The following is a 26,153-nucleotide window of genomic DNA, read 5'->3' on the forward strand; positions in this document are numbered from 1 at the left end:
GAATTGCCGTTCCGCCCCGCCTTTGCCGTGATGTCCGAGGCCCGATGCCATGCCCAACCGGCTGGGCCCGCAGGTCCCCGACCTGATCGCCCGGCTGGAGGGGAGTGGGCGGCAGCAGCACCCAGCCCCGTGACCCCCGGCCTGGCCGAAGCCGCCGCCGCCAAGGCCGCCGCCGATCCGGACGCCGCAGCCGAACCCGAAACGGCCCCCGCCGAATAACATCCCGCCGCCCCCGGCGTGATTTGCACATCTTGCAGCTTTCGTCTCCTTGGCCCAGCGTGGCGCCGGGGAACGGAGGAACGAATTCATGCTCAAGGCCGGATTGGTCAGCCTGGTGCTGGCCTATATGCTGTCGCAATTCTATCGCGCCTTTCTGGCCGTGCTGGCCCCGGTGCTGCAGGACCAGGTGGGCGCCGGACCGGGCGATCTGGCCCTGTCCTCGGGGCTGTGGTTCATCGCCTTCGCGCTGATGCAACTGCCGGTCGGCGCGGCGCTGGACCGGTTCGGGCCGCGCCGCACGGTCGCCTGGCTGATGGCCGTGGGCGGCGCGGGGGGGCGCGGTGATCTTCGCGATGGCCGACGCGCCCTGGCACCTGCATCTGGCGATGACCGCGCTGGGCATCGGCTGTTCGCCGGCGCTGATGGGGCCGTATTACATCTTCGCGCGCGAATACCCGCCCGCCTCCTTCGGGATGCTGGCCGGGGTGCTGGTGGGGTTCGGATCGCTGGGCAACATCCTAGGCGCATCGCCGTTGGTCTGGGTCATCGAGGCCGCGGGCTGGCGCCAGACGCTCTGGGGGCTGGCCGTCGTGACGCTGATGGTGGCGGCGCTGGTGCTGGCAGCGGTGCGCGACCCGGCACAGCTGGGCGCGGGGCATCCGCAGGGGTCGATCGGCCAGATCCTGCGCCTGCGCGCGCTGTGGTTCATCGTGCCGCTGTTCGGGGTGAACTATGCCGTGACGGCGGCGATCCGCGGCCTGTGGGCCGCCCCCTGGCTGGAACAGGTGCACGGCGCCGACGCCACACAGATCGGCCGGGTGACGCTGGCGATGGGTCTGGCCATGGTCGCGGGCAGCTTTGCCGTCGGCCCCGCCGCCCGCCTGGCCGGCAGCGCGCGGCGCGCCACGATGCTGTTCTCGGCGGTGATGATCGTCACGCTGGCGGTGATGTGGCAGGCGCCCGCCCTGCCCCTGGCGACGGTGACGGCGCTGCTGGTGGTGCTGGGCTTCTTCGGGTCGGCCTATCCGCTGCTGATGGCGCATGGGCGGTCGTTTCTGCCCCCACATCTTGTGGGTCGAGGGATGACCTTCCTCAACATGATCTCCATCGGCGGGGTCGGAGTGATGCAATTCGCCTCGCGCCCGGTCTATGCGGCGGCGCAGGGTGCCTATCCCCCCGCGCAGGCCTTCGCTATGCTGTGGCTGTTCTTCCTGATCCCGCTGGTGATCGGGTTCCTGCTGTATTTCCTGACGCCCGAGGCCGCCGCCCATGACTGACCCGCTGATCGTCGCACCCAACCTGAAACGCCGCCTGTCGGGCGTCACGGCGACGGTGGTGCGGCTGATCCCGGTGCAGGCGCGGATGATCGACATCCGCGCGACCGGCCCCGGCCTGCCCGCGGACGTGCCCCACATCCCGCTGTGGCGCGCGGCCACCCTGCCCCGCGACCGCTGGCGGGTCTGGCACGCGCGCCGCAACACCGAAATGGCGCTGGGCCTGATCCTGCGCCGCCTGCTGCGCCGCAAATACCGGCTGCTGTTCACCTCCGCCGCCCAGCGCAAGCATACAGGCTTCACCCGCTGGCTGATCCGGCAACAGGACGCGCTGATCGCGACCTCGCCCCAGGCGGCCAGCTATCTGGAGCGTCCCGCGACCGTCATCCTGCATGGCGTGGATACCGACGTGTTCCACCCCAGCCCCGACCGCGCCGCCCTGCGCGCGCAGCTGGGCCTGGACCCCGACGCCATCCTGATCGGCTGCTTTGGCCGCATCCGCGCGCAGAAGGGTGTCGATCTGCTGGTGCAGGCAGGGCTTGACCTGCTGCCCTCGCGCCCGCGGGCCCAGATCGTCTTCACCGGCCGCATCACCCCCGAAAACCGCGCCTTTGCCGACGACCTGCAATCGCGCATCAAGGCCGCCGGGCTGGAACACCGCATCCGCTTTCTGGGCGAACTGCCGTGGGAACAGGTGATCGCGCATTACCAGGCCCTCGACCTGTTCGCGGCCCCCGCCCGGTGGGAGGGGTTCGGCCTGACCCCGCTGGAGGCCGCCGCCTGCGCCGTCCCCACCGTCGCCGCCCGCGTCGGCGCATACGAGGCGCTGATCCGCGACGGCCAGACCGGCAGCCTGGTCCCGAAAGACGACGCCCCCGCCCTGACCGCCGCCCTGGCACGCTGGCTGGACGATGACGCGGGCCGCGCCGCGGCAGGCCAAGCCGCCCGCGCCCATGTCACCGCGAACCACGCCATCGAGGGCGAGGCGCAGGCCATCACCGCCGTCTATCGGTCGCTGCTGTGAACCGCCTGGCCTTCGCCACCGCGCGCCTGCTGCGCCGCGACGCGCCCTTGGCCGCGCTGTCGGTGCCGCAATCCGCGCTGCTGGCCGACCTGTCGGGCCAGCATGTCGCGCTGATCGGCAATGCCCGCGCGCTGGCCGACCAGACGCAGGGCGCGGCGATCGACGCCGCCGGCACCGTGATCCGCATCAACCGCGCGCCGATGCCCAACCCCGCCAGCCACGGCACCCGCACCGACTGGCTGGCGCTGGCCACGCGCCTGCCCGACGCGGACCGCGCGCGGCTGAATCCCGGCCGCATCCTGTGGATGTCGCCCAAACGCAAGCGGCTGGACTGGGACAGCGCGTCGGGCCCCGGCTTCTACCTGCACCCGCTGGCCGATATCGATCTGCTGGCCGGGCGGCTGGGCGCGCCGCCCACGACGGGCGCGATGATGATCGACCTGTGCCTGCGCAGCGATCTGGCATCGCTGACCCTCTATGGGTTCGACTTCTTCGCCAGCCTGTCGCTGTCGGGACGCGCCGCGCCGCCGATGTGCCGCATGATTTTGCAGCCGAGGGCGCCTGGGTCGCTGACCTGTTGCGCCAGGACCACCGTCTGGCGCTGATCCGCTGACGCGGTCTTGCACGCGCGGCCCCCTGTGCAATCCTGTGCGCTTCCCCCGGGCAGGGGGACACCAAAAAGCAGGCAGGGAAACCCCATGAGAACCATCAAGGCCGCCTTGGCCTCCACGGCGCTGATCTGCGCCACCCCGGCGCTGGCACAGGATTTCGGCGCCTTCGGATACGACACCATGCGCACGCTGGCGCTCAGCTTTCCGGGCCGCTTCACGGGCGCGCCCGAAACCGGCACGACCTTCTTCAGCGCGGCCGAATACATGCGCGGCCAGCTGTCCTTCGGCGGCAACGCGGTCGCGCGCCAGGACTTCACCGCCACCGACGGCTCTGGCGCCACGATCGGCCCGTCGCAGAACCTGGTCGTGTCGATGCCCGGCGCCAGCGACCGCTTCATCGTGGTGGGGGCGCATTTCGACAGCGCCGGCACCTCGCCCGACCTGCAGGCTGTCGACGACAACGCGTCCGGCGCGGGCATGCTGACCGAACTGGCCGCGCACATGACCGGGCTGTCGACCGATGTCGGCCTGGAATTCGTGGCCTTCGGCGCAGAGGAGGTCGGGCTGCAGGGTGCGGCCCATTACGTCGACACGCTGGGCTCCCGTCAGGGCGACATGGCCGGCATGATCAACATCGACAGCCTGATCACCGGCGATTTCATGTATGCCCATGCGGGCACCGAATACCTGGACGACCCGGCGCTGCTGTCGCTGTGGACCCGCGCGCAGGCCATCGCCGACGACCTGGGCATCGATCTGCGCAGCAATCCCGGCCTGAACCCCACCTATCCGATCAACACCGGCTGCTGTTCCGACGCCGCCGTGTTCGAGGGTTACGGCATCCCGATCCTGTGGCTGGAATCCACCAACTGGGAGATCGGCGACCTGGACGGCTATACCCAGACCGACAATCCGCTGATCCCCGGCGGTTCGACCTGGCATGACCCGACCGAGGACAACTGGGAATTCCTTCTGGCGGCCCTTGGACCCGAACGGTTCGAACAGCGCATGCGCGACTATGCTCGCATCCTGACCCGCCTGCTGGTCGAGGAGACGGGCGCCGACCTGGTCGCCTCGTCCCAGGGCGCGGCCCTGTCGGCGGCCCAGATCGCCGATCTGGCCACCCGCCAGCAGGCCGACCTGGCCGCCCTGTCGCTGCGCGCGACCCGCGACCGTCTGGGCGCGGACGCACCCATCGGCCTGATCACCCCCAGCATCGCGGTGCAGGGGCTGTCCACGCCCGACAGCAGCGCCACCTTTGGCCGCGACGGCGGGGCGGCGCTGATGGCGCGGGCGGGCGCGTCCTATCAGGCGGCGCCCGGCCTGTCGCTGGGCGGTCAGCTGGCCTATGCGCGCACCGGCGACGACCTGCGCAGCGGCGATGACCTGGAATCGACCGGCTTCCAGCTGTCGCTGGACGCGGCCTATAGCCTGAACGACGACTGGGTCGTGGGCGCGGTCAGCTGGGGCAAGTCCGACCTGTCGGGCACCCGCGACTTTGTCCTGCGGTCCGGTCTGGGCGCGACCATCGTCGAACGAGATTTCGACTGGTCGACCGACGCCTATACGCTGGGCGCGCGGGTCCAGGCGGGGCGCGACTATGCGCTGGCATCCGGGGTGACCTATGGCCCGGTCGTGGGGCTGGACTACAGCCGCACCCGGATCGGCGGCTTTTCCGAAGGCTCGGGCGACCGTCGCGCGGTCACCTATGCTGGACAGGCCATCGAAAGCCTCGAGGTGCAGCTGGGCGGCCGTGTCGGCACCGATCTGGCCGTGGCCGGGCGCGACGTGACCCTGTCCGCGCAAGGCGCGCTGGTCCATGACCTGGCCGAGGGTGCGCCCTCGCGCATCCGCGTGACCGACAGCACCGGCAACGACCGCCGCGTGACGCTGGACGGCCAGGACCGCAACTTTGCCCGCATCGGCCTGTCGGCCCGGACGGCCCTGTCCGATCAGGCCGACGCCTGGGTGACGCTGGACAGCCGCATCGGCCATGACGCAGGCAGCCAGGCGACCGTCGGCGCGGGCCTTGGCGTGCGGTTCTAGGACCGCCTGTTGCGCGCGTCCGGTTAACCGGGCGCGCGCAAGCGGTGTACGCGCTGTGCACATCCTGTGCACCGGCGGTGCATCCCCGGTGCGGGCGGTTTTTCCGGCGATTGCTGGCCCCGCCCGCCCTGCCACACGGACCCGTTGCGCGGGGCCCTGATGCAACGCGCGCTGGCGTTGCGCGGCCGTTTGCGGTAAATGCCCCCGACCGCAGAAAAAGGAGCTCCCCCGAAATGGGTTACAAAGTCGTCGTCGCCGGCGCCACGGGCAATGTGGGCCGCGAAATGCTGAACATCCTGGACGAACGCCAGTTCCCCGTGGACGAGATCGCCGTGCTGGCGTCCCGCCGCAGCCAGGGCACCGAGGTCAGCTTTGGCGACAAGACTTTGAAGATCAAGGATATCGAGCAGTTCGACTGGACCGGCTGGGACATCGCGCTGTTCGCCATCGGATCGGATGCGACCAAGATCCACGCCCCCAAGGCCGCGGCCGCGGGCTGCGTGGTGATCGACAACTCCTCGCTCTATCGCTACGACCCCGACGTGCCGCTGATCGTCCCCGAGGTGAACCCCGAGGCGATCGCCGGATACGCGAAAAAGAACATCATCGCGAACCCCAACTGCTCGACCGCGCAGATGGTCGTGGCGCTGAAGCCCCTGCATGACCGCGCCCGCATCAAGCGCGTGGTTGTCTCGACCTATCAATCGGTTAGCGGCGCCGGCAAGGACGGCATGGACGAGCTGTGGGACCAGACCAAGGGCATGTACGTGCCGGGTCAGGAAAAGGCCCCCAACAAGTTCCAGAAGCAGATCGCCTTCAACGTGATCCCCCAGATCGACGTCTTCATGGAAGACGGCTCGACCAAGGAAGAATGGAAGATGGTCGTCGAGACCAAGAAGATCATGGACAAGTCGATCAAGGTCTCCGCGACCTGCGTCCGCGTGCCCGTGTTCGTCGGCCATTCGGAATCGATCAACATCGAGTTCGAGGATTTCCTGGACGAGGACGAGGCCCGCGACATCCTGCGCGAGGCGCCGGGCGTCATGGTGATCGACAAGCGCGAACCCGGCGGCTACATCACCCCCGTCGAATGCGTGGGCGAATATGCCACCTATATCAGCCGCATCCGCCAGGACGGGACCGTTGAGAACGGCCTGAACCTGTGGTGCGTCAGCGACAACCTGCGCAAGGGCGCGGCCCTGAACGCGGTGCAGATCGCGGAACTGCTGGGCAACCGCATCCTGAAGAAGGGCTGATCCTTGTTCGACTGGATCACCGGCCTGCTGGAGGGCGGAGGGGCTTGGGCCATCTTCGCCCTGATGCTGCTGGAAAACATCTTTCCGCCCATTCCGTCGGAACTGATCATGCCGCTGGCGGGGTTCAACGCCGCCCGCGGCGGCACGCCCCTGTGGCTGGCCATCGTGGCGGGCGGGATCGGATCGACGCTCGGCGCGTGGTTCTGGTACATCATCGGCGTGGCCTACGGCCCGGCGCGCATGCGCCGCGTCGTGGTCCGTTATGGCCGCTGGCTGACGCTGACGCCCAACGAACTGACCTCGGCCGAGGGCTGGTTCGCCCGTCACGGCGGGGCTGCGGTGTTCTTCGGCCGCTTCCTGCCCACTATCCGGACACTGATCTCGGTGCCCGCAGGCCTGGCACAGATGCCGGTGGGACGGTTCCTGCTGTTCACCGCCATCGGCAGCTTCATGTGGACGGGCGGGCTGGCGATCGCCGGTTACGTGCTTGAAAACGGCTATGAAAGCGTCAGCCACCTGATCGATCCGCTGTCCACGGCCATCGTTCTGGGCTTTGTCGCGCTGTATGTCTGGCGGGTCGTCCGCTGGCGGCCCGACGCCTGAGACGCCGGGCAGGTGGGTGTCAGACCGACACCCACCGCTTGCCACCATCCTCTGCCTGCAGCAGGGTCCCTTGGCTGATGTCATGCACCAGCCCGTGCAGCGACATTTCCCCCGACTCGACGGCCGAGCGGACAAAGGGGAAGGTCATCAGGTTTTCCAGCGACACCACCACCGCCTCGCGTTCCAGGGCGCTGACCTGCTCGGCCTCGGGCAGGTCCTTCACCCGTTCGTATCCGGGGCGCAGGATGTCCATCCAGCGACCGACAAAGCTGGTCTTCTCCTCCAGCTCGGGCGCGGCGCCCGAACACATCGCGTGGCAGCCATGCACGCCGCCGCAATTGGTGTGACCCACCACGATCAGATGGGCGACCTTAAGCGCCGCGACCGCGTATTCCACCGCCGCCGACGTGCCGTGCTGCAACCCGTCGGGCGCATAGGGCGGCACCAGGTTGGCAATGTTGCGGTGAATGAAGAACTCTCCCGAATCGGCACCGAAGATGCTGGTCACGTGCACACGGCTGTCGCAGCAGGAAATGACCATGGCGCGGGGGCGCTGCCCTTCGGTGGCCAGACGACGGAACCAGGCCGCGTTCTCGGAATAGGACGTCGCCTTCCAGCCATGGAAACGCTTGATCAGATATTGCGGCAACGGAGACAGGTTGTGCATCTGGAACCTCGCTTTCTGTCAGGGGTGATAGGCCGGGATTGAGACAAATTCGAGCCTTTTCTTGATGGCGCCTCAAGGGTTTCTTCACCGCTTGCCCCGCATGGTCGGCCCGTGCGGGGACAGATCCCCTGGAGGTGCGGATGGCACAAATTTCGGCTTTGGCCATATCGGAGGCGGTCCGCGTGGACAGCCGCCGCGTCGCGGAAATCGTGGCCGAACTGGGCGAGACATCGGCCCAGCATGTGATCGGGCTGGCGCTGGAACAGCTGGCGGCGGCGCTGACGGCGGTGGAGGGGGCGTTGAACGACAACGATCTGGCGCAGGCGGCGGCGCATGCCGAACGCATGTCGCGGCTGCCTGGCAGATCGGCCTGCTGTCGCTGGCGGGGGTGGCGATGGACCTGGGCAGCACCGCCGAACGCGGCGACGTGCCGGCGCTGGCCGCGATCCGGGCGCGGCTGCTGCGGGTCGGCAACCGGTCGCTGACGGCGATCTGGGACCGGACGGCCCTGGCGTAAGGTTGCAGTCGGGGCGGGGTGCTGTAGGCTGGGCGCCGAACTGCCAAGGACCTGCCCATGACCCCCGAATTCGCGCCCGCCTCTGATGCCACCCTGCCGCTTTGGCTGGTCTGGTCCGGCGACCCCCTGCCCGACGATGCGGGCGACTGGCCGCTGGCCAGCGGTTTCGCGGCCAAGGCGGGACAGGTCTGCCTGCTGCCCGATGCGGCGGGCGGGCTGTGTGGTGCGATCATGGGCCTGGGCGACCGGGCGCAGGCGGGCCGCGACCGGTTCCACCTAGCGCGCGCCCATGCCCTGCCCAAGGGCGACTGGCACCTGGCGGGCATCCCGCAGGGGCTGGACCCCGACCAGATGGCGCTTGGCTGGCTGCTGGGCCAGTATCGCTTCACCCGCTACAAGGGCGCGCCGGTTCAGGGGCCGCGGCTGGTCTGTCCCGACGGCGTGGACGCCGACCACATGCTGGCCATCGCCGCTGGCGAATTCCTGACACGCGACCTGATCAACACACCCGCCAGCGATCTTGGCCCCGACAAGCTGGAGGCCGCCGCCCGCAACCTTGCCAACGATCTGGGCGCGCGGGTCGAGGTGATCAGCGGCGGCCAGCTGCTGAAACAGAACTTTCCCCTGATCCACGCGGTGGGCCGCGCCGCCACCTGCGAGCCGCGCCTGATCGACATCCGCCTTGGCGACGCGGGCCCGATGCTGACCATCGTCGGCAAGGGCGTGTGCTTTGACACCGGCGGTCTGAACCTGAAGCCCGGCGCCTCGATGGGGCTGATGAAAAAGGACATGGGCGGGGCCGCGACCGCGCTTGGCCTGCTGAAGATGCTGGCGCGCAGCGGGGCGGCAAGCGGCCTGCGCCTGCGGGTGCTGATCCCCGCGGTCGAGAACAGCGTCGCGGGCAACGCGTTCCGCCCCGGCGACGTGCTGGCCAGCCGCAAGGGCCTGTCGGTCGAGGTGAACAACACCGACGCCGAGGGTCGCCTGGTGCTGGCCGACGCCCTGACCTATGCGGCCGAGGAAAACCCCGACCTGATGATCTCGCTGGCGACGCTGACGGGCGCGGCGCGGGTGGCGCTTGGCCCCGACCTGCCGCCGCTTTACTGCGACGACGACGCGACGGCGGCGGCGATCCAGACCGCCGGGATGCAGGTCGGCGACCCGGTCTGGCGAATGCCCTTCTGGGACGCGTACGAATCGCTGATCGAACCGGGCATCGCCGATCTGGACAACGCCCCCGCGGGCGGGATGGCCGGGTCGATCACGGCTGCGCTGTTCCTGCGCCGCTTTGCCGACGGGGCGGGCCGCTATGCGCATTTCGACATCTATGGCTGGCAGCCCACCGCCGCGCCGGGCCGCCCCAAGGGCGGCGTCGGACAGGGCGCGCGCGCGATCATGGCGGCGCTGCCGCAGATCCTGGCGCACTGATGGACCGCCGCCTGACCCCGGCCACCGACCGTGTGGCGTTGGACAGCCTGCGGGGCGTGCTGGACCGTCCGACCTATGTCCCAGGCCAGCCGGCGCGCGTGGCGGTACCGGTGGTCGACCTGCTGGGCGCCCCCGAAGGTCGCCGCGACCGGCAGCTGAATTTCGGTGCCGACGTGACGGTGATCGACCGCGATGCGGGGATGAGCTTTGTCCGCGCGGCGCTGGACGGCTATTGCGGCTGGATCGCCGACACGGCGCTGACCGCCAGCCTGCCGCCCATCACCCACCACGTGACCGCACCGGCGACCCATGTCTATCTGGAACCCGACATGAAGCGCCCGGAACGGTTCTCGCTGTCCTTGGGCGCGCGTGTGTCTGTCACGCAGGTCGAGGGGCGCTTTGCCACCCTGGCCACCGGCGGCCATGTCCCGGTCCAGCATCTGGGCGACAGCCCGGCCCCCGACCCGGTCCCGGTGGCCGAAAGCCTGCTGGGCACGCCCTATCTGTGGGGCGGCAACAGCCGGGCGGGCATCGACTGTTCCGGGCTGGTGCAGGCCGCGCTGACCGCCTGCGACATCGCCTGCCCCGGCGACAGCGACCTGCAGCGCGCGATGTTCGCGCCGACCGACACGATCGCGCGCGGCGACCTGCTGTTCTGGCCGGGCCATGTGGCGATGGCGGTGTCGGCGGACCTGATGATCCACGCCACCGCCTGGACCATGTGCGTCACGTTCGAACCGATCCGCGACGCCATCGCCCGGATCGACGCGGCGGGCGAGGGGCCCTTTCTGGGCGCCCACCGCCCCGGCGTCGTCACAGGTTGAACACCCGGTCGGGCTGAACCATCCCGCCCTGATAGCGGCCGATGCAGACCGGCCCCTTGGCATCCTGAACCCAGACTAGCTCGCCCCATTCGGCGCCGCCGGTCACCTCTCCGGGATTGCCGTTGCGGATGCGGATGCCGCCTTCGGTCGTGGCGCGCAGCATCGGCAGGTCGGTCAGGCCCGTCTCCAGCGGCAGGATCTGGGTCTCCAGCCATTCCTGCGCCTCGCGGTCGACGCGGTCAAAGGCCACGGCGGCGCTGGCCTCGAACGGGCCGGACCAGGTGCGGCGCAGATGCGCGACATGGCCCAGGCAGCCAAGCGCGCGACCCAGGTCGCGGGCGATCGACCGGACATAGCCGCCCTTGCCGCAGACCATCTCGAGCCGTGCGGTGTCGGCCTGCGCTTCCATCAGGGTCAGGCTGTCGACCCACAGCGGGCGCGCGGCCAGCTCCATCTCGACCCCTTCGCGGGCCAGGTCATAGGCGCGCTCGCCCTCGACCATGACGGCGGAAAAGGCGGGCGGGACCTGCATGATGTCGCCGGCAAACCCGGCCAGCGCGGCCTCGATCTGCGCGGCGGTGGGGCGGTCGTCACTGGTGCGGACCACGGTGCCCGACGCGTCGTCGGTGGTCGTCTCGGACCCCCAGTTCACCACGAAATCATAGCATTTCAGGGCGTCCGTGACGATCGGCACGGTCTTGGTGGCCTCGCCCAAGGCGATGGCCAGCACGCCCGTCGCGTCCGGGTCCAGCGTGCCCGCATGGCCCGCTTTTTTCGCGTCCAGCGCCCAACGCACCTTGGCCACGACGGCGGTCGAATTGACGCCCGCGGGCTTGTCCACGATCAGCCAGCCGTTGATGTCCCGGCCCTTCTTGCGCGCCATGCTCACTCCTGAAAAAACAAGGGCCGGGGGATAGACCCGCGGCGGGCAAGGGTCAACCGGTCACTCGACCAGGCCGATGATCGGCCCCATGCTGCGCCCGAAATCGGCCCGATTCACCGACGGCGCATACAGCCGCGAGATCGATCCGTCGAAATAGAGCGCGTCGCGCACGCCCAGCCCGTCGCGGAAGAACCGCCCGAATTCATGGAACGTCACCGGCCTGCTGGAAATCGCGAACCACGCGGTCTGCCCGTCGGGCGACACGCCGACCCCGTTGCGGATATAGCGGCTGTCGCTGTCGACCAGGAACCGCGGGTGCAGGTCGCCGTCGATCACCAGCATCGGCCCGGACTGGCTGGCCAGCCGGCAATCGGGCCGGGTTTCCGAAAAGCTGACGCTTTCGATGACCTGGAACGGTTGCGCGCCGCCGGTGCAGAAGACGCCGTTGGGCAGCATCCCGAAATTGTCGCGGCTGGCGCCGGTGACGATGGGCGACAGTTCGACCCCGTCGACGACCAGCAGGCCCACGGGACGGTAATCGGCATGGAACATGCCCGCGTTCATCGCAAATGACAGCGTCTCGTCGGGGCCAAGCGTGCGGCGGACATTGGCGAAATTGCGCAAAGGCGCGCCGTCGGCGCCATCCTGGAACAGCCGCAGGGCGGGTTCCTGCGCAGCCTCGACCTGGCACAGCACATAGCCCTGGCCGTCATGGTCCACGCGTTCGCATTGCGCCGCCCCCGACGGCAGCGCCATCGCGACCAGCATCCCCGCCGCAACCGCGGCCAGACGCGGCAGATCAGGCGTCATCGTCGTCCCGGTCCGGTGCCTCGACGTCGCGGCGCACGCGCTCGTCCTCGAACAGGCGGCGGGTGTCGTCCATGCGGTCGAACGTCTCGTCCAGCTGGAAACGCAGCTCGGGCGCGTATTTCAGCGTCATCACCTTGGACACCAGGTGGCGCAGTTCGGGCGCGTTGCGGCGCAGGGCCAGCAGCGCCTCGGGCGCGTCGCGGCCGCCAAGCGGCAGCACGAAGGCGGTCGCCACCTTGAGGTCGGTCGACATCGACACCTCGGCCACGGTAATGGAATGACGGTTCAGGTCGGGGTCGTGCACGTCCGCGCGCGCAAGCACGTCGGCGAGGGTGCGACGGATCAGTTCGCCCACGCGCAGCTGGCGCTGCTTGGGGCCCTGACCTTGGGAATTGCGGTTCTGTGCCATGCGTCCCGATGTAGGGGGTCGCGGCGCGGGCCGCAACCTTGTATCACGCCCCAAAGCCAACAGGGGTGGACCATGAGCGATTTGCAGAACACCGATCAGCCGCAACGGCCGGGCGTCGTGGTGACCGGCGCATCGGGCCGGATGGGCCGGATGCTGATCCGCCTGATCCTGGACAGCGACCACCTGCGGCTGGTCGGCGCACTGGACCGCGCGGGCCACGACTGGATCGGGCAGGACATCGGCACGGCGATGGGCGGCGCACCGGCCGGCGTCACGGTCAGCGACGATGCGGTGACGGCCATCGCGCAGGCGCAGGCGGTGATCGATTTCACCAGCCCCGATGCGACCGTTGCCTTTGCCGAATTGACCGCGCAGGCGCGCGCCGTCCACGTCATCGGCACCACCGGGCTGGAACAGAGGCACATGGACGCGCTGGCGGCCGCCGCCCGCCACGCGCCGATCATCCGCGCCGGCAACATGAGCCTGGGCGTGAACCTGCTGGTCGGGCTGACCCGCAAGGTCGCCGCCGCCCTGGGCACGGACTGGGACATCGAGGTGGTCGAAAGCCACCACCGCCACAAGGTCGACGCCCCGTCCGGCACCGCCCTGATGCTGGGAGAGGCCGCGGCCCAGGGACGCGGCGCGGCGCTGGACGACCTGCGCGTACCCGCCCGCGAGGGCATCACCGGGGCCCGGCACGCGGGCAGCATCGGTTTCGCGGCCATCCGCGGCGGTGACGTGGTGGGCGAACATGACGTGATCTTTGCCGCCGACGGTGAACGGATCGTCCTGCGCCATCTGGCCACCGACCGCGCGATCTTTGCCCGCGGCGCGATCCGCGCGGCGGTCTGGGGTCAGGACAAGGGTCCGGGTCAGTACGACATGATGGACGTGCTGGGCCTTCAGGGCTGAATAGAACAGCACCCCGACAGCATCCGCGGGGCATCGCCGTGGATCACCACATGCGCGCGCATCCCGAACAGGCGGTCGGACATGCCGTCGGAACACAGCTGCGGGATGGCGGTCAGGGTCAGCCCATCGGCCACCACCGCGCGGGTCGGGTCGCGGAAGATGCCGGTGGACAGCACCGCCCGGACGGGGCGCGTGTCCTCGGGCATGTCGGGGCCGCCCAGCACCACGCTGTCGCCCTGCGGGATGACGGCCCAGAACGGTTCCGTGCCGAAACACTGGAACCCCGCGGGCAGGGCGCCGTCCTGCCAGACGTCGACGCGGTAATCCAGATAGCGGTCGGACACCCAGCCCGACCCCTCTCCGGTATTCACGCGCGACCAGCCGGCGCGCTGTTCGACCACCTCGATGCGGGTCGCGTCAAAGGCCAGCGAGCCGATGATCGCGGCGGATGCATCGGGCTCGGCCCGGATGTTCAGCACGTCGTCGGCCTCGACCCGCGCCACGTCGAACAGGGTGGGCAGGATGTATTCCTGGGTGGCCAGCGCCGGCCCCGACAGGGCCAGCGTCAGGGCAAGGGCAATGCGCAGCATGGGGCCTCCGATCGGTTTCACCGCCAGCCTAGCGCATTCGCGCGCGCCGTCCATCCGCGGCCTGTTTCCCCCGCCCGCGCGACAGGCTAGAACCGGGGCATGAACACGCGCCTGATCGCCTCCGAGACCCTGACCGCAGCCCTGGCCCGGATGCTGGCCGCCCAGATCGCGCCCCCGGCGACGATCCTACTGGACGGACCGGTGGGGGCGGGCAAGACGCATTTCGCCCGCGCCTTCATCCGCGCCCGCCAGGGCGATGCGGCCGAGGACGTGCCAAGCCCCACCTTCACCTTGGTCCAGACCTATGACGACCCGATGGGCACGCAGATTTGGCATGCCGACCTGTACCGCCTGACCGACCCGTCGGAACTGACCGAGCTGGGCCTGGACGACGCGATGGCCGATGCCATCTGTCTGATCGAATGGCCCGAACGGCTGGACCATGTGCCGCCCGGCGCGATCACCATCGCGATCAGCGCCGACCCGGACCCCGACCTGCGCCGCATCGACATGGCCTTTCCCGGTGCCGACCGGCTTGCGGCGCGGGCGGCGTTCGTCGTCGCGGCGGGACATGGTGACGCGCGGGTGCTGCCCTTGGCGGGCGACGCCTCTGCCCGGCGGTATTTCCGGCTGCCGGGTGTGGGCGTGCTGATGGACGATCCTTCGGGATCGATTGCACCGTTCCTGACGATGACCGAATGGCTGCGCAGCCGCGGGTTCGGCGCACCGGCCGTGCTGGCGCAGGATGCCGCCCAGGGGTTCCTGCTGCTGCAGGATCTGGGCGACGATCTGGTGGCCCGCGTGCTGGCCGACAGGCCCGATCTGGCGCCGCGGATCCATGACCGCATCACCGATCTGCTGGTCGACCTGCATCGCCAGCCGGTCCCCGGTTTCGTGGCGCCGCTTGACGGGCCGGCGATGGGCGATCTGGCGGCGCTGTTCGTCGAATACTATCCGGGGGCCGACCTGCCGGACCTGCCCGCGCTGATCGCCGATCTGCACGACCGGTTGTGCCGCGACCTGCCCCCCGCCATCAGCCTGCGCGATTTCCATGCCGAGAACCTGGTCTGGCGCGGCGACGCCCCCCTGGGCCTGCTGGACTATCAGGACGCGGTGGCAGCCCATCCGGCCTATGACCTGGTGTCCGCCCTGCAGGACGCGCGCCGCGACGTGGACCCGGCCACCGAACAGGCGCAGATCGCCCGCTATCTGGCCGCGACCGGCGTGGCTGACGCCCCGTTCCGCGCCGCCTATGCGCTGATCGGCGCACAGCGGGCGCTGCGTATCCTGGGGGTGTTCGCCCGGCTGTCGATCCGCGACGGCAAGCCGCGCTATCTGGCCTTCATGCCGCGGGTCTGGGCGCATCTGCAGCGCGATCTGGCGCACCCGGCGCTGGCGCCTTTGCGAGCCATGCTGGCGGGCGTGCCCGCCCCCGACGCCGCCCTGCGCGAAAGGATCGCCCGATGCCGCCCCTGATGATCTTTGCCGCGGGCCTGGGTACGCGGATGCGCCCGCTGACCGACGACCGGCCGAAACCGTTGATCGAGGTCGCGGGCCGCACCCTGCTGGACCGCGCGCTGGACTTGGGCCGCGACGCGGGCGCCGCGCCCATCGTGGTCAACACGCATTACCTGGGCGATCAGATCGAACGGCACCTGGCGGGTCAGGACGTGGCCCTAAGCCCCGAGCCGGACCTGATCCTGGACACCGGCGGCGGCCTGCGCCGGGCGCTTCCTCTGTTGGGGCCGGGGCCGGTGATGACGCTGAACCCCGACGTGGTGTGGACCGGGCCGAACGTCCTGTCGGCGCTGATGGCCGCGTGGAACGACCGCATGGACGCGCTGCTGGCGCTGGTGCCGCTGGCGCAGGCCACGGCGCGGCAGGGGGCGGGCGATTTCAGCCTGGATGACGGGCGCCTGAGCAGGCGCGGCGACTACGTCTATGCGGGGGCGCAGATCATCCGCACCGACCGTCTGGCCGGGATCGGCGATGCCGCGTTTTCCCTGAACCGCCTGTGGGACCTGATGATCGCGGACGGGCGTGCGCATGGGCTGATCCATCCCGGCGGCTGGTGCGACGTGGGTTATCCCGCCGCCATCCCCCTGGCCGAGGCGCTGCTGCATGGCTGAGATGCGCGGCCTTTATGCGCTGCCCCCCGGCGTGGATTTCGCCGACGCCTTCGTGCGGGGCCTGCTGGAGCGGATGGCGGACCAGCCGCCCGAGGCGCTGGCCGGGGTCACCGTCTTTGTCAACGCAGCATCCACGCGGGGGGCGCTGTTTCGCGCTTTCGACAAGGCGGGGCCGCTGCTGCTGCCGCAGATCCGGTCGATCACCGGGGTCGATCCGGGGCCGCTGGTCATGCCCGACCCGCCCGTGCCGCCCCTGGCGCGGCGGTTGCAGCTGGCGCGGCTGATCGCGCAGATGCTGGCCCTGCGCCCCGACCTTGGGGCGGGCCATTCGATCCCGGTGCTGGCGCAGTCCCTGTCCCAGCTGATGGTCGAGATGCAGACCGAAGGCCGCGACCTGTCCGATCTGGAGGCGATCGACACCGGCGATCATGCCCGCCACTGGCAGAACGCGCTGGCCTTTTTGAAGATCGCGGCTGATTTTCACCTGAAGAATGATTGGGAAGACCGCCCCGCCCGCCAGCGCGCCGCGGCCGAGGCCGCCGCCCGCGACTGGCCGCAGGGCATCGGTCTGCCACAGGGGCCGGTGATCGTCGCGGGGTCCACCGGGTCGCACGGGGCGACGCGGCTCTACATGCAGGCGGTGGCGGCGCTGCCCAACGGCGCCGTGGTGCTGCCCGGGTTCGATTTCGATCAGCCCGCCCCGGTCTGGGACGGGCTGGAGCGTGCAGACGACCACCCGCAGGCGCGGTTTGCGCCGCTGATCGCGGCGGCGGGCTATCCGCAACGCTGGACCGCGGTGCAGCCGCCGTCGGACGGGCGCAACCGGCTGATCTCTCTGGCGCTGCGGCCCGCGCCGGTCACCGACCAGTGGATCGCCGAGGGCCCCGCCCTGCCCGACCTGATCCCCGCGACGGCCGACCTGACCCTGATCGAGGCCGACCAGCCCGGCCAGGAGGCCGAGACCATCGCCCTGATCATGCGCGACGCGGCCGAACGCGGCGGCGAACAGGTCACCCTGATCGCCGCCGACAGCGGCCTGATCCGCCGCGTCACGGCGGCGCTGGACCGCTGGCACATCCGCCCTGACGACAGCGCGGGCCGACCCCTGCCCCTGACCGCGCCGGGTCTGTTCCTGCGCCAGGTGGCCGCGCTGTTCGGTCAGCCGCTGACCATCGACCGGCTGCTGATCCTGCTGAAACATCCGCTGACCGCGACCGGATCGACCGCGGTCGGGCGCAACGACATGCTGCGCGAAACGCGCGAGTTGGAGCTGCAGCTGCGCCGGAACGGACCGGCCTTTCCCGACGCCGCGACGCTGGCCGATTGGGCGACCAGGGGCGACGGCACGCGCAAGATCTGGGCGGAATGGCTGGCCGGCATGCTGGCCCGCATCACCGCCGTGGCGCGCGACCGGGGGCCACGGCCCTTGCCCGACCGGCTGGCCGACATGCTGGACCTTGCGCAGGCGCTGGCGGCGGGACCGGACGGCGACGCGGACCGATCGCAGCTGTGGCAGGACAAGGCCGGGCAGATGGCCCGCGCCGTACTGGACCACCTGTCGGAACATGCGGCACTCGGCCCTGATATCGGCCCCGGCGATTTCAGCGCCCTGCTGGTCACCGAGCTGCAGGCCAAGGCGGTGCGCGACGATGTCGAGGCGCATCACTGCCTGCGCATCCACGGCCCTCGCGAAGCGCGCCTGCACGGCCACGGCACCGTCATTCTGTCGGGTCTGAACGAGGGTGGCTGGCCGCAGGCCCTGTCCCCCGACCCCTGGTTGTCGCGCCAGATGCGCGCCGCGGCGGGCCTGCCCCTGCCGGAACGCCAGATCGGGCTGGCGGCCCACGACTTTCAGCAGGCCATCGCCGCCGACCGGGTCTATCTGACCCGCGCGAAACGCGATGCCGAGGCCGAGACCATCCCGTCGCGCTGGCTGAACCGGATGCTGAACCTGATGGGCGGCCTGCCCGACCGCGGCGGCCCGCAGGCGCTGGCCGAAATGCGGGCACGCGGCGCGAAATGGCTGGCCCTGGCACAGGCCGTGGCGCGGCCCCCTGCGCCGGTGCCCCCGGCGGCGCGTCCGTCGCCCATCCCGCCGCTGCCGCTGTTTCCCGAACTGCCGGTGACGGACGTGTCGCTGCTGATCCGCGACCCCTATGCGGTCTATGCGAAACGCGTGTTGGGCCTGCGCGCGCTGCCGCCGCTGCGGCCACAGCCCGACGCCTCGCTGCGCGGCCAGACCCTGCACGCCATCGTCGAGGCGCTGCTGCACAGCCGCCCCACGCCCGACACCCCGCCCGAGGTTCTCAAGGCCCAGTTCCTGGCCCTGACCGACCAGGTGCTGGCCGATGGGGTGCCATGGCCCGCCGCCCGCGCCTTCTGGTCGGCGCGCATCGCGCGGATCGCCGACCGCATCGTCGCGGACGAGCTGACCCGCCTGGCCGAAGGCCGGCCGATGGTCGTGGAACATCGCGGCAAGGTGCCCGTGGCGGACATGGGCGTCACCCTGACCGCCAAGCCCGACCGGATCGACCTGCTGATCGACAACCGGGTCGTGGTCTATGACTACAAATCCGGCACGCCGCCCACCGACGCGATGATCCGCCATTTCGACAAGCAGCTGATGCTGGAGGCCGCGATGGCCCGGCGCGGCGGGTTCGACGCGCTTGGCCCCGTGGACGTGGCGGGCCTGCGCTATATCCAGCTGGGCGGAGAGGGCAAGACCCACCCCCGAGAGCATGACGACCTGATCGAGGCCGAGACCTGGGACGGCTTCGTCCGCCTGCTGCGGTCCTATGTCGACGGAGAGGCCGGGTTCACCGCGATGCGGGCGCCGCAAAGCACGGCCTATGCGGGCGATTACGATCACCTGGCGCGATACGGCGAATGGTCGCTGACGGATGCGGCGGTGCCGCGAAAGGTGGGCGATCATCATGGATGAGGCGACGCTGAACCAGATCGCGGCGGCCGACCCGCTGCGGTCGACCTGGCTGACCGCGAATGCGGGGTCGGGCAAGACGCGGGTGCTGACCGACCGGGTCGCGCGGCTGCTGCTGGCGGGGACGCCGCCGGAACGCATCCTGTGCCTGACCTATACCAAGGCCGCCGCGACCGAGATGCAGAACCGCCTGCTGGCGCGGCTTGGCAAATGGGCGATGCTGTCGGAACCCGATCTGCGCGCCGAACTGGCCCTGCTGGGCGAGGGGGGCGACCCCGACCTGCCCGCCGCACGCCGCCTGTTCGCCCGCGCGATCGAGACGCCGGGCGGCCTCAAGGTCCAGACCATCCACAGCTTTTGCGCCGCCGTCCTGCGCCGCTTTCCGCTGGAGGCCGGGGTGCCGATGGGCTTTGCGGAACTGGACGACCGCAGCGCGCGGGCCATGCGCGCCGAGATCATCGAGGAGATGGCCGAGGAATCCCACCCCGCCATCGCCGATCTGACCCGCCTCCAGGGGGGCGACGATCTGGACGGGTTCCTGGCCGGGCTTTCGCTGGCCGATTACGCGGACGCACCCGACCCGGCGGCGATCTGGGCGGCGCTGGACCTGCCGCCGGGCCTGACGTCGGACGGCCTGTTGGCAGAGGTCTTTACCGGGACGGAAGGCGATCTGGCCGACGCGCTGATCCCGCCTTTGCGCGGCAGCTCGGCCAATGACATCAAGCTGGCCGAGGCGCTGGCGCAGGTGAACTGGCGCGACCCCGGCATGGACGACCTGTCGCGGTTGTTCGGCTGTCTTCTGTTCGGCGGCAGCGCCAAGGTGCCGTTCGGCGCAAAGACCGGCAAGATCCCGACCAAGGCCATGGCCATCGGCCCCTGCGCCCCCTTCATGGACGATCTGGACGCCCTGATGGAGCGGGTGGAACTGGCCCGCCCTCAGGCGCTGGCCCTGGCCGCGGCGGAACGCACGATGGCGCTGCACCGGTTCGGTCATGCCTTTGCGGTGCGCATGAACGCGGCCAAGGCGGCGCAGGGCTGGCTGGATTTCGACGACCTGATCGGCCGGACCGCCGAACTGCTGGAGGAATCCAGCATGGCGCAATGGGTGCTGTGGCGGCTGGACGGCGGCATCGACCACATCCTGGTCGATGAGGCGCAGGACACCAGCCCCGGCCAGTGGCGGGTGATCCGCCGCCTGACCGACGAATTCACCAGCGGCGCCGGCGCGCATGACCGACCCCGCACGCTGTTCGTCGTGGGCGATCCCAAACAGTCGATCTATTCGTTCCAGGGCGCCGACATCACCGTGTTCGAGGCGATGCGCGACCGTTTCGCCGCCGATTTCGACGCCGTGCAGGCGCCGATGCAGCAACGCGGGCTGGCCCACAGCTTTCGGTCGTCTCCCGCGGTGCTGGCGCTGGTCGACGCGGTGTTTCAGGGAGAGGCCGCGGCGGGCCTGGGCGATCCGCCCCGCCACGTGGCCTTCAAGGCCGCCCTGCCCGGCCGCGTGGACATCTGGCCCGCGCTGCCCAAACCCGACAAGACCGACCCCGAGGACTGGACCCGCCCGGTCGATGCGCCGTCCGAAAACGACGCCGACACCCAGCTGGCCCGCCATGTGGCGACCCAGATCCGCACGATGCTGGGCAGCCCCATCATCGACGCGAAATCGGGCCTGCCGCGGCCGCTGCACGCAGGCGACATCCAGATCCTGGTCCAGCGTCGCGGCACGCTGTTCGGGGCGCTGATCGCGGCGCTGAAATCGGCGGGCCTGCCGGTGGCGGGGGCCGACCGCCTGCGCCTGGCGGGCGAGCTGGCGGTGCGCGACATCATCGCCACCCTGTCGGTGCTGGCCACGCCCGAAGATGACCTGTCGCTGGCCGCAGCCCTGCGGTCGCCGCTGTTCGGGCTGTCCGAGGACGACCTGTACCGCCTGGCCCACAGGCGGAAAAAGCGGGAATACCTGTGGATGCGCCTGCGCGAATCGCTCCATGCCGATGCACATGCGGTGCTGAACGACCTGGCCGGGCAGGCCGACTATCTGCGCCCGCACGACCTGATCGCCCGGCTGCTGACCCGTCACGGGGGCCGCGCCGCCCTGCTGGCCCGCCTTGGACCTGAAGCCGTGGATGGCATCGACGAGCTGATGTCCCAGGCCCTGGCCTACGAGCAGGTGGAAACCCCGTCCCTGACCGGCTTCCTTGTCTGGCTGGCCCAGGACGAGGTCGAGGTGAAACGCCAGCTGCCCGGCGGCGCGGGCGGGCTGATCCGGGTGATGACGGTGCATGGGTCGAAGGGTCTGGAAAGCCCCGTGGTGATCCTGCCCGAAACCCAGGTGCGCAAGCCCAACAACCGCCAGACGCTGGTGCGGCTGGACGACATGCCGGTCTGGCGCGGTGCCGCCCCCGAACGCTGCGACGCCGTCGCGATGGCCGTGGCCGACTGGCAGACCCGCCAGGAGGAGGAGCGGCGGCGCCTGCTGTATGTGGCGATGACGCGGGCCGAAAGCTGGCTGATCGTGGCCGCGGCCGGCGACACGGGCGAAGGTCTGGACAGCTGGCACGCGATGGTCGCCGAAGGCGCGGGTCGCACCGCCCTGACCCGCCATGACCTGCCGATCGACGGGATCGGCACCGGGCTGCGCCTGTCCTGGGGCGACTGGCCGGCGCAGGCCGACAGCCCGGCCCCCGACGTGGCCGTCCCGGTCGCTGCGCCGGACTGGGCGCTGCGCATGGCGCCGCCCGCGCCCGATTTCGTGGGCCCTGTGACGGCCAGCGGGCTGGGCGGCGCCAAGGTGCTGGCCGGGGCCAGCGCGGGCGACCGCGACGCCGCCATGCTGCGCGGCACGCGACTGCATCTGCTGCTGGAACACCTGCCGGCCCATCCCGCCGCCGACTGGCCCCGCATCGCCCGCGCGATCCTGTCCGGGGCCGAAGGCGGCCTGCCCGACGCGCTCGACATGGCCGACCTGCTGGACGAGGCCCACGCGGTCCTGTCCGCGCCAGCCCTGACGCAGGTGCTGCAGCCCGGCGACGACGCGCGCATCCTGTCCGAAGTCGCGCTGACTGCGCCCGTCGCGGGGCTGGGCACGTTGAACGGGGTGATCGACCGGCTGGTCGTGACCGACGCACTGATCACCACCGTCGATTATAAGACCAATGCCGACGTGCCCGCCACGCCCGAGGCCGTACCCGAGGGCATCCTGCGGCAGATGGCGGCCTATCGTGCGGCGCTGCGGGGCATCTGGCCGGACCGTCCGATCCGCATGGCGGTGCTGTGGACGGCGACGCGCAGCCTGATGACCCTGCCCGATGCGCTGCTCGACCGGGTGATGGCGGGGCTGGTCAAGGCGACCCCTGCCCCTTGACCCGTCCCCATGCGGCCCATACCTGTTGGACAGAACCCGACCTGCCGGCCCGTCCGGCCCATCCCAAAAGGAGCCCGAACATGGCCACCGTGCATGTGAACGACGCTGAATTCGACGCCGAAGTGCGTCAGGCCGACACCCCCGTGATCGTCGATTTCTGGGCCGAATGGTGCGGCCCCTGCAAGCAGATCGGCCCCGCCCTGGAAGAGCTGTCCGACGAATATGCCGGCAAGATCAAGATCGTGAAGATCAACGTCGACGAGAACCCCGAACAGGCCGCGGCCCTGGGCGTGCGCGGCATCCCCGCGCTGTTCATGTTCAAGGGCGGAGAGGTCGTGTCGAACCGCATGGGCGCCGCCCCCAAGGCCGCGCTGAAAAGCTGGATCGACGAATCCGTCTGATCCTGCCTGACTGATACGAAAGGCGGCGGCCCCTCAGACGGGCCAGCCGCCTTTTTTCATGGCCGCCAGCAGGCGGTCGTCGGCATCGGGCGCCATCATGTCCAGGCTGGTGCGGCGCAGGAACCAGTCCAGGAATTTCGCGGTCGGGGGGTCGTGATCGGCGGCCATCGCCAAGGCGCGATCGGCGCCAAGCGCCCCGCATCCAGCGTGACATGGTGATAATCGGACAGCCCGAACAGCACCACCGGCTTGCCCAGGATCAGCCCGTCGAACCCCACGCCGCTGTTCTGCGTCACCACGAAGGCGCAATCGCGCAGCCGCGCCGCCGTGTCTGCGCCGATGGTCAGGTTCGGGTGATCGCGCGCCAGGCGGTCCAGGGCGGCGCGGTCGGCATCGTCATAGACCTCCTTGGGGTGCAGGGTCGCGATGCAGGGGCGCCCGGTGCGGGCGGCGGCGCGGATCATCTGCACCGGACTGGCCGACTGAAAACTGCGCTGGCGGCGGATATGGCCCTGCAGCGGGATCAGGATGTGATCGCCCCGCACCGGGTCCGGTCCCGGCAGCACGCGGGCGCGCAGGCGGCGGGCAAAGTTGCGCGCGGCGGCGTCCTCGATCCGGGCGGGATCGAAGGCGGTCTGCGCGATGGGCCAGCGCCAGCGTTCGGCCAGACGCTCCAGCCGCCAGTAGGGATAGTGATAGGCCAGACGAAAGGTCAGCGCGCGGTCATGGGTCGGACGCTCCATGTTGAACAGCGCGTGGCCGGGGCGGTCGGGCGCCTGCGCGCGCGCATTGGGGCCGGACCGCTCGATGCGGATCTGCCAGCCCTGGGGTTCCAGCACCGCGCGGATGCGGTTCAGGATGCCCAGCTTGCCCGCCTGCGCGGTCTGCAGGACGGGCGGATGCAGATACACGGTCAGCAGCAGATCGCTCATGGCGCGACGCTAGGGGGGGACGGGTCGGTTTTCAACGGGTTGCAAGCCGGGCGGGGCGTCCATATCTGCACCCCCAACAGACACAGAACGGAGCGCGCAATGGCTGATGACAAGTTTCCCGGCTGGCATGGCACCACGATCCTGGCGGTCCGCCGGGGCGGCAAGGTGGTCGTGGCGGGCGATGGGCAGGTCAGCGTCGGCCCGACCGTGATGAAGGGCAGCGCCCGCAAGGTTCGCCGCCTGACCCCCGGCGGGCGCGACGTGGTCGTGGGCTTTGCCGGATCGACCGCCGACGCCTTTACCCTGCTGGAGCGGCTGGAGAAGAAGCTGGAGGCGGCGCCGGGCCAGCTGCAGCGCGCCTGTGTGGATCTGGCCAAGGACTGGCGCATGGACAAGTACCTGCGCAACCTGGAGGCCATGCTGATCGTCACGGACGGCGTCGACCTGCTGGTCGTGACCGGCGCCGGCGACGTGCTGGAGCCCGAACATGACGTGGCGGCCATCGGGTCTGGGGGCAACTTTGCCTTGGCCGCGGCGCGCGGTCTGCTGGAGACCGATCTGGACGCCGAGGCGATCGCCCGGCACGCGATGGCGATCGCGGCCGACATCTGCGTCTATACCAACGGGCGTCTGACGGTCGAAACCATCGGTTGATGGGTATCTGGACAACGAACAAGGGGCGCGCGGTGCACGGCGCCGGACCCCGTGGAGAGCGACATGAGTGACCTGACCCCCCGCGAGATCGTGTCCGAACTGGACCGGTTCATCATCGGACAATCGGACGCCAAGCGCGCCGTGGCCGTGGCCATGCGCAACCGCTGGCGCCGCAAGCAGCTGGGCGACGACCTGCGCGACGAGGTGTATCCCAAGAACATCCTGATGATCGGGCCGACCGGCGTCGGCAAGACCGAGATCAGCCGCCGCCTGGCCAAGCTGGCCAACGCGCCCTTCATCAAGGTCGAGGCGACCAAGTTCACCGAGGTCGGCTATGTCGGTCGCGACGTGGAACAGATCATCCGCGACTTGGCGGATGCCGCGATGATCGACACGCGCGAGCGGATGCGCGAGGCGGTCAAGGCCCGCGCCCACAAGGCCGCCGAGGAGCGCGTGGTCGAGGCGCTGGCCGGCAAGGACGCCCGCGACGGCACCCGCCAGATGTTCCGCGACAAGCTGAAGCGTGGAGAGCTGGACGACACGGTGATCGAGCTGGAGGTCCAGGACAATTCCAACCCGCTTGGCGGGATGGAGATGCCGGGCCAGCCGGGGCAGCCTCTGGGCGGCATGATGGACCTGTCCGGCCTGATGAAGGCGTTCGGCGGCCGCAAGGTGCGCCGCAAGGTCACCGTGTCCGAAAGCTATGAGATGCTGATCGCCGAGGAGGCGGACAAGCTGCTGGATGACGACGCCGTCAAGGCCACCGCGCTGGAGGCCGTGCAGCAGAGCGGTATCGTCTTCATCGACGAGATCGACAAGGTCTGCGCCCGCAGCGATGCCCGCGGCGGCGATGTCAGCCGCGAGGGCGTGCAGCGCGACCTGTTGCCGCTGATCGAGGGCACGACGGTCAGCACGAAATATGGCGCGGTCAAGACGGACCATATCCTGTTCATCGCCTCAGGTGCGTTCCATGTGGCAAAGCCCTCGGACCTGCTCCCCGAACTGCAGGGTCGCCTGCCGATCCGGGTGGAACTGCGTGCCCTGACCGAGGAGGATTTCATCCGCATCCTGACCGAGACCGACAACGCCCTGACGCGCCAGTACACCGCGCTGATGGCGACCGAAGGCGTCACTGTCGATTTTACCCAGAACGGCATCGCGGCGCTGGCGCGGATCGCGGCCGAGGTCAACGCCTCGGTCGAAAACATCGGCGCGCGGCGGCTGTACACGGTGATCGAGCGGGTGTTCGAGGAGCTGTCCTTTACCGCCCCCGACCGCAGCGGCCAGTCGGTCAGCGTGGATGCCGATTTCGTGGAACGCCATCTGGGCGATCTGTCGCGGTCGACCGACCTGTCGCGCTATGTCCTGTAAACGGGGAACCTGCGGCCAGCCTGTGGTGTTGGCTGGCTGAACATAACAGGGGACGGATCACATGGGTTGGCTTTTCAGCGTCATCATCTTTGCACTGGATGTCTGGGCGATCGCGCAGATCATCAACACCAATGTCAGCACCAAGTCCAAGATCCTGTGGATCCTGCTGATCGTGATCCTGCCCATCCTGGGTCTGATCATCTGGTATTTCGCCGGACCCAAGTCGAACGTCAGGCTTTGACGCGACCGCACTGACCTGACCTGACGAACGCGCCCCCGGATCCGGGG

Annotated in this window: 23 protein-coding genes and 2 pseudogenes; 19 read left to right on the top strand and 6 right to left on the bottom strand. The window is 69.9% G+C overall.

The annotated features are described in order from the left end of the window. The 7 genes and pseudogenes from TY51_RS23635 to TY51_RS16235 all read left to right on the top strand — a co-directional run. Positions 1–219: pseudogene (locus tag TY51_RS23635) on the top strand (hypothetical protein); the annotation flags it as partial. 341 nt (positions 220–560) lie between these two features. Then, complete coding sequence (locus TY51_RS16210; protein ID WP_231559099.1) at positions 561–1,496, top strand: MFS transporter; 936 nt, start codon at positions 561–563, stop codon at positions 1,494–1,496. Further along, complete coding sequence (locus TY51_RS16215) at positions 1,489–2,517, top strand: glycosyltransferase family 4 protein (RefSeq protein WP_042251384.1); 1,029 nt, start codon at positions 1,489–1,491, stop codon at positions 2,515–2,517. The genes TY51_RS16210 and TY51_RS16215 overlap by 8 nt, the downstream gene beginning before the upstream one ends. Then, positions 2,514–3,130 (top strand): annotated as a pseudogene (locus tag TY51_RS16220) (glycosyltransferase family 29 protein). The gene TY51_RS16215 and the pseudogene TY51_RS16220 overlap by 4 nt, the downstream one beginning before the upstream one ends. Before the next feature lie 85 nt (positions 3,131–3,215). Beyond that, positions 3,216–5,174: an autotransporter domain-containing protein gene (locus tag TY51_RS16225; RefSeq protein ID WP_042251386.1), complete on the top strand. Its 1,959-nt coding sequence runs from the start codon at positions 3,216–3,218 to the stop codon at positions 5,172–5,174. A gap of 233 nt (positions 5,175–5,407) precedes the next feature. Next, a complete protein-coding gene (locus TY51_RS16230) occupies positions 5,408–6,430 on the top strand; it encodes an aspartate-semialdehyde dehydrogenase (protein WP_042251388.1) in 1,023 nt (340 codons plus the stop codon). 3 nt (positions 6,431–6,433) lie between these two features. Continuing rightward, a complete protein-coding gene (locus TY51_RS16235; RefSeq protein ID WP_042251389.1) occupies positions 6,434–7,033 on the top strand; it encodes a DedA family protein in 600 nt (199 codons plus the stop codon). 19 nt (positions 7,034–7,052) lie between these two features. On the opposite strand, the gene TY51_RS16240 is transcribed toward TY51_RS16235, so the two are convergent. After that, positions 7,053–7,700, bottom strand: a complete 648-nt coding sequence (locus TY51_RS16240) for a carbonic anhydrase (protein WP_042251391.1) — start codon at positions 7,698–7,700, stop codon at positions 7,053–7,055. A 140-nt stretch (positions 7,701–7,840) separates the two neighbouring features. Here TY51_RS16240 and TY51_RS16245 point away from each other — a divergent pair, with 140 nt between their 5' ends. The 3 genes from TY51_RS16245 (at position 7,841) to TY51_RS16255 (ending at position 10,469) form a co-directional block, all read left to right on the top strand. Next, complete coding sequence (locus tag TY51_RS16245; protein ID WP_231559100.1) at positions 7,841–8,185, top strand: hypothetical protein; 345 nt, start codon at positions 7,841–7,843, stop codon at positions 8,183–8,185. 89 nt (positions 8,186–8,274) lie between these two features. Next, on the top strand, positions 8,275–9,645 hold the full coding sequence (locus TY51_RS16250) for a M17 family metallopeptidase (RefSeq protein ID WP_042251392.1): 1,371 nt from the start codon (positions 8,275–8,277) through the stop codon (positions 9,643–9,645). Further along, a complete protein-coding gene (locus TY51_RS16255; RefSeq protein ID WP_042251394.1) occupies positions 9,645–10,469 on the top strand; it encodes an NlpC/P60 family protein in 825 nt (274 codons plus the stop codon). Before TY51_RS16250 ends, TY51_RS16255 begins: the two co-directional genes overlap by 1 nt. On the opposite strand, the gene truB is transcribed toward TY51_RS16255, so the two are convergent. Genes truB through rbfA form a run of 3 tightly spaced genes read right to left on the bottom strand, consistent with a single transcriptional unit; the run spans position 10,459 to position 12,571 of the window. Next, on the bottom strand, positions 10,459–11,352 hold the full coding sequence (gene truB / locus TY51_RS16260) for a tRNA pseudouridine(55) synthase TruB (protein WP_042251395.1): 894 nt from the start codon (positions 11,350–11,352) through the stop codon (positions 10,459–10,461). The genes TY51_RS16255 and truB overlap by 11 nt on opposite strands. Before the next feature lie 60 nt (positions 11,353–11,412). Next, complete coding sequence (locus TY51_RS16265) at positions 11,413–12,162, bottom strand: phosphodiester glycosidase family protein (protein ID WP_081995171.1); 750 nt, start codon at positions 12,160–12,162, stop codon at positions 11,413–11,415. Further along, positions 12,152–12,571 carry a 30S ribosome-binding factor RbfA gene (gene rbfA, locus TY51_RS16270; RefSeq protein ID WP_042251397.1) on the bottom strand — a complete coding sequence of 140 codons (420 nt, stop codon included), beginning with the start codon at positions 12,569–12,571 and terminating at the stop codon, positions 12,152–12,154. Before rbfA ends, TY51_RS16265 begins: the two co-directional genes overlap by 11 nt. Before the next feature lie 72 nt (positions 12,572–12,643). Here rbfA and dapB point away from each other — a divergent pair, with 72 nt between their 5' ends. After that, the gene (dapB, locus tag TY51_RS16275) at positions 12,644–13,483 is read left to right on the top strand and encodes a 4-hydroxy-tetrahydrodipicolinate reductase (RefSeq protein WP_042251398.1); all 840 of its coding nucleotides are present in this window, start codon (positions 12,644–12,646) and stop codon (positions 13,481–13,483) included. On the opposite strand, the gene TY51_RS16280 is transcribed toward dapB, so the two are convergent. Next, positions 13,474–14,073: a COG3650 family protein gene (locus TY51_RS16280; protein WP_042251423.1), complete on the bottom strand. Its 600-nt coding sequence runs from the start codon at positions 14,071–14,073 to the stop codon at positions 13,474–13,476. The genes dapB and TY51_RS16280 overlap by 10 nt on opposite strands. A 99-nt stretch (positions 14,074–14,172) precedes the next feature. On the opposite strand from TY51_RS16280, the gene tsaE reads away from it, so the two are divergent. Genes tsaE through trxA form a run of 5 tightly spaced genes read left to right on the top strand, consistent with a single transcriptional unit; the run spans position 14,173 to position 22,908 of the window. Further along, positions 14,173–15,549, top strand: coding sequence for a tRNA (adenosine(37)-N6)-threonylcarbamoyltransferase complex ATPase subunit type 1 TsaE (gene tsaE / locus TY51_RS16285; protein WP_042251401.1), 1,377 nt, complete (start codon positions 14,173–14,175; stop codon positions 15,547–15,549). Next, on the top strand, positions 15,537–16,202 hold the full coding sequence (locus TY51_RS16290) for a nucleotidyltransferase family protein (protein ID WP_042251402.1): 666 nt from the start codon (positions 15,537–15,539) through the stop codon (positions 16,200–16,202). Before tsaE ends, TY51_RS16290 begins: the two co-directional genes overlap by 13 nt. After that, positions 16,195–19,143 (top strand): double-strand break repair protein AddB, encoded by a 2,949-nt coding sequence (addB, locus tag TY51_RS16295; RefSeq protein ID WP_042251404.1) that lies wholly within the window; start codon positions 16,195–16,197, stop codon positions 19,141–19,143. The genes TY51_RS16290 and addB overlap by 8 nt, the downstream gene beginning before the upstream one ends. Continuing rightward, positions 19,136–22,507: a double-strand break repair helicase AddA gene (gene addA / locus TY51_RS16300; RefSeq protein ID WP_231559101.1), complete on the top strand. Its 3,372-nt coding sequence runs from the start codon at positions 19,136–19,138 to the stop codon at positions 22,505–22,507. The genes addB and addA overlap by 8 nt, the downstream gene beginning before the upstream one ends. Then, positions 22,417–22,908 (top strand): thioredoxin, encoded by a 492-nt coding sequence (gene trxA / locus TY51_RS16305; RefSeq protein WP_255351433.1) that lies wholly within the window; start codon positions 22,417–22,419, stop codon positions 22,906–22,908. The genes addA and trxA overlap by 91 nt, the downstream gene beginning before the upstream one ends. Positions 22,909–23,003: 95 nt before the next feature. On the opposite strand, the gene TY51_RS16310 is transcribed toward trxA, so the two are convergent. Next, positions 23,004–23,840, bottom strand: coding sequence for a hypothetical protein (locus TY51_RS16310; protein WP_231559102.1), 837 nt, complete (start codon positions 23,838–23,840; stop codon positions 23,004–23,006). Positions 23,841–23,939: 99 nt separating this feature from the next. Here TY51_RS16310 and hslV point away from each other — a divergent pair, with 99 nt between their 5' ends. The 3 genes from hslV to TY51_RS16325 all read left to right on the top strand — a co-directional run bounded on the left by hslV (position 23,940) and on the right by TY51_RS16325 (position 26,106). Continuing rightward, on the top strand, positions 23,940–24,494 hold the full coding sequence (gene hslV, locus TY51_RS16315; protein ID WP_042251412.1) for an ATP-dependent protease subunit HslV: 555 nt from the start codon (positions 23,940–23,942) through the stop codon (positions 24,492–24,494). A gap of 63 nt (positions 24,495–24,557) precedes the next feature. Continuing rightward, a complete protein-coding gene (gene hslU, locus TY51_RS16320; protein WP_042251414.1) occupies positions 24,558–25,865 on the top strand; it encodes an ATP-dependent protease ATPase subunit HslU in 1,308 nt (435 codons plus the stop codon). Positions 25,866–25,926: 61 nt separating this feature from the next. Next, positions 25,927–26,106, top strand: a complete 180-nt coding sequence (locus TY51_RS16325) for a PLDc N-terminal domain-containing protein (protein WP_042251418.1) — start codon at positions 25,927–25,929, stop codon at positions 26,104–26,106. The last annotated feature ends 47 nt before the right edge of the window (positions 26,107–26,153 follow it).

This window comes from Paracoccus sp. PAMC 22219 (genome assembly GCF_000787695.1).
GTDB lineage: Bacteria > Pseudomonadota > Alphaproteobacteria > Rhodobacterales > Rhodobacteraceae > Paracoccus.

Excerpts from the sequence above, each read along its gene's own strand:
- TY51_RS16215 (WP_042251384.1), top strand. The coding sequence starts at position 1,489 with ATGACTGACCCGCTGATCGTCGCACCCAACCTGAAACGCCGCCTGTCG.
- TY51_RS16225 (WP_042251386.1), top strand. The coding sequence starts at position 3,216 with ATGAGAACCATCAAGGCCGCCTTGGCCTCCACGGCGCTGATCTGCGCC.
- TY51_RS16230 (WP_042251388.1), top strand. The coding sequence starts at position 5,408 with ATGGGTTACAAAGTCGTCGTCGCCGGCGCCACGGGCAATGTGGGCCGC.
- TY51_RS16240 (WP_042251391.1), bottom strand. The coding sequence starts at position 7,700 with ATGCACAACCTGTCTCCGTTGCCGCAATATCTGATCAAGCGTTTCCAT.
- TY51_RS16245 (WP_231559100.1), top strand. The coding sequence starts at position 7,841 with ATGGCACAAATTTCGGCTTTGGCCATATCGGAGGCGGTCCGCGTGGAC.
- TY51_RS16250 (WP_042251392.1), top strand. The coding sequence starts at position 8,275 with ATGACCCCCGAATTCGCGCCCGCCTCTGATGCCACCCTGCCGCTTTGG.
- TY51_RS16255 (WP_042251394.1), top strand. The coding sequence starts at position 9,645 with ATGGACCGCCGCCTGACCCCGGCCACCGACCGTGTGGCGTTGGACAGC.
- truB (WP_042251395.1), bottom strand. The coding sequence starts at position 11,352 with ATGGCGCGCAAGAAGGGCCGGGACATCAACGGCTGGCTGATCGTGGAC.
- TY51_RS16265 (WP_081995171.1), bottom strand. The coding sequence starts at position 12,162 with ATGACGCCTGATCTGCCGCGTCTGGCCGCGGTTGCGGCGGGGATGCTG.
- rbfA (WP_042251397.1), bottom strand. The coding sequence starts at position 12,571 with ATGGCACAGAACCGCAATTCCCAAGGTCAGGGCCCCAAGCAGCGCCAG.
- dapB (WP_042251398.1), top strand. The coding sequence starts at position 12,644 with ATGAGCGATTTGCAGAACACCGATCAGCCGCAACGGCCGGGCGTCGTG.
- TY51_RS16280 (WP_042251423.1), bottom strand. The coding sequence starts at position 14,073 with ATGCTGCGCATTGCCCTTGCCCTGACGCTGGCCCTGTCGGGGCCGGCG.
- tsaE (WP_042251401.1), top strand. The coding sequence starts at position 14,173 with ATGAACACGCGCCTGATCGCCTCCGAGACCCTGACCGCAGCCCTGGCC.
- TY51_RS16290 (WP_042251402.1), top strand. The coding sequence starts at position 15,537 with ATGCCGCCCCTGATGATCTTTGCCGCGGGCCTGGGTACGCGGATGCGC.
- addB (WP_042251404.1), top strand. The coding sequence starts at position 16,195 with ATGGCTGAGATGCGCGGCCTTTATGCGCTGCCCCCCGGCGTGGATTTC.
- addA (WP_231559101.1), top strand. The coding sequence starts at position 19,136 with ATGGATGAGGCGACGCTGAACCAGATCGCGGCGGCCGACCCGCTGCGG.
- TY51_RS16310 (WP_231559102.1), bottom strand. The coding sequence starts at position 23,840 with ATGAGCGATCTGCTGCTGACCGTGTATCTGCATCCGCCCGTCCTGCAG.
- hslV (WP_042251412.1), top strand. The coding sequence starts at position 23,940 with ATGGCTGATGACAAGTTTCCCGGCTGGCATGGCACCACGATCCTGGCG.
- hslU (WP_042251414.1), top strand. The coding sequence starts at position 24,558 with ATGAGTGACCTGACCCCCCGCGAGATCGTGTCCGAACTGGACCGGTTC.
- TY51_RS16325 (WP_042251418.1), top strand. The coding sequence starts at position 25,927 with ATGGGTTGGCTTTTCAGCGTCATCATCTTTGCACTGGATGTCTGGGCG.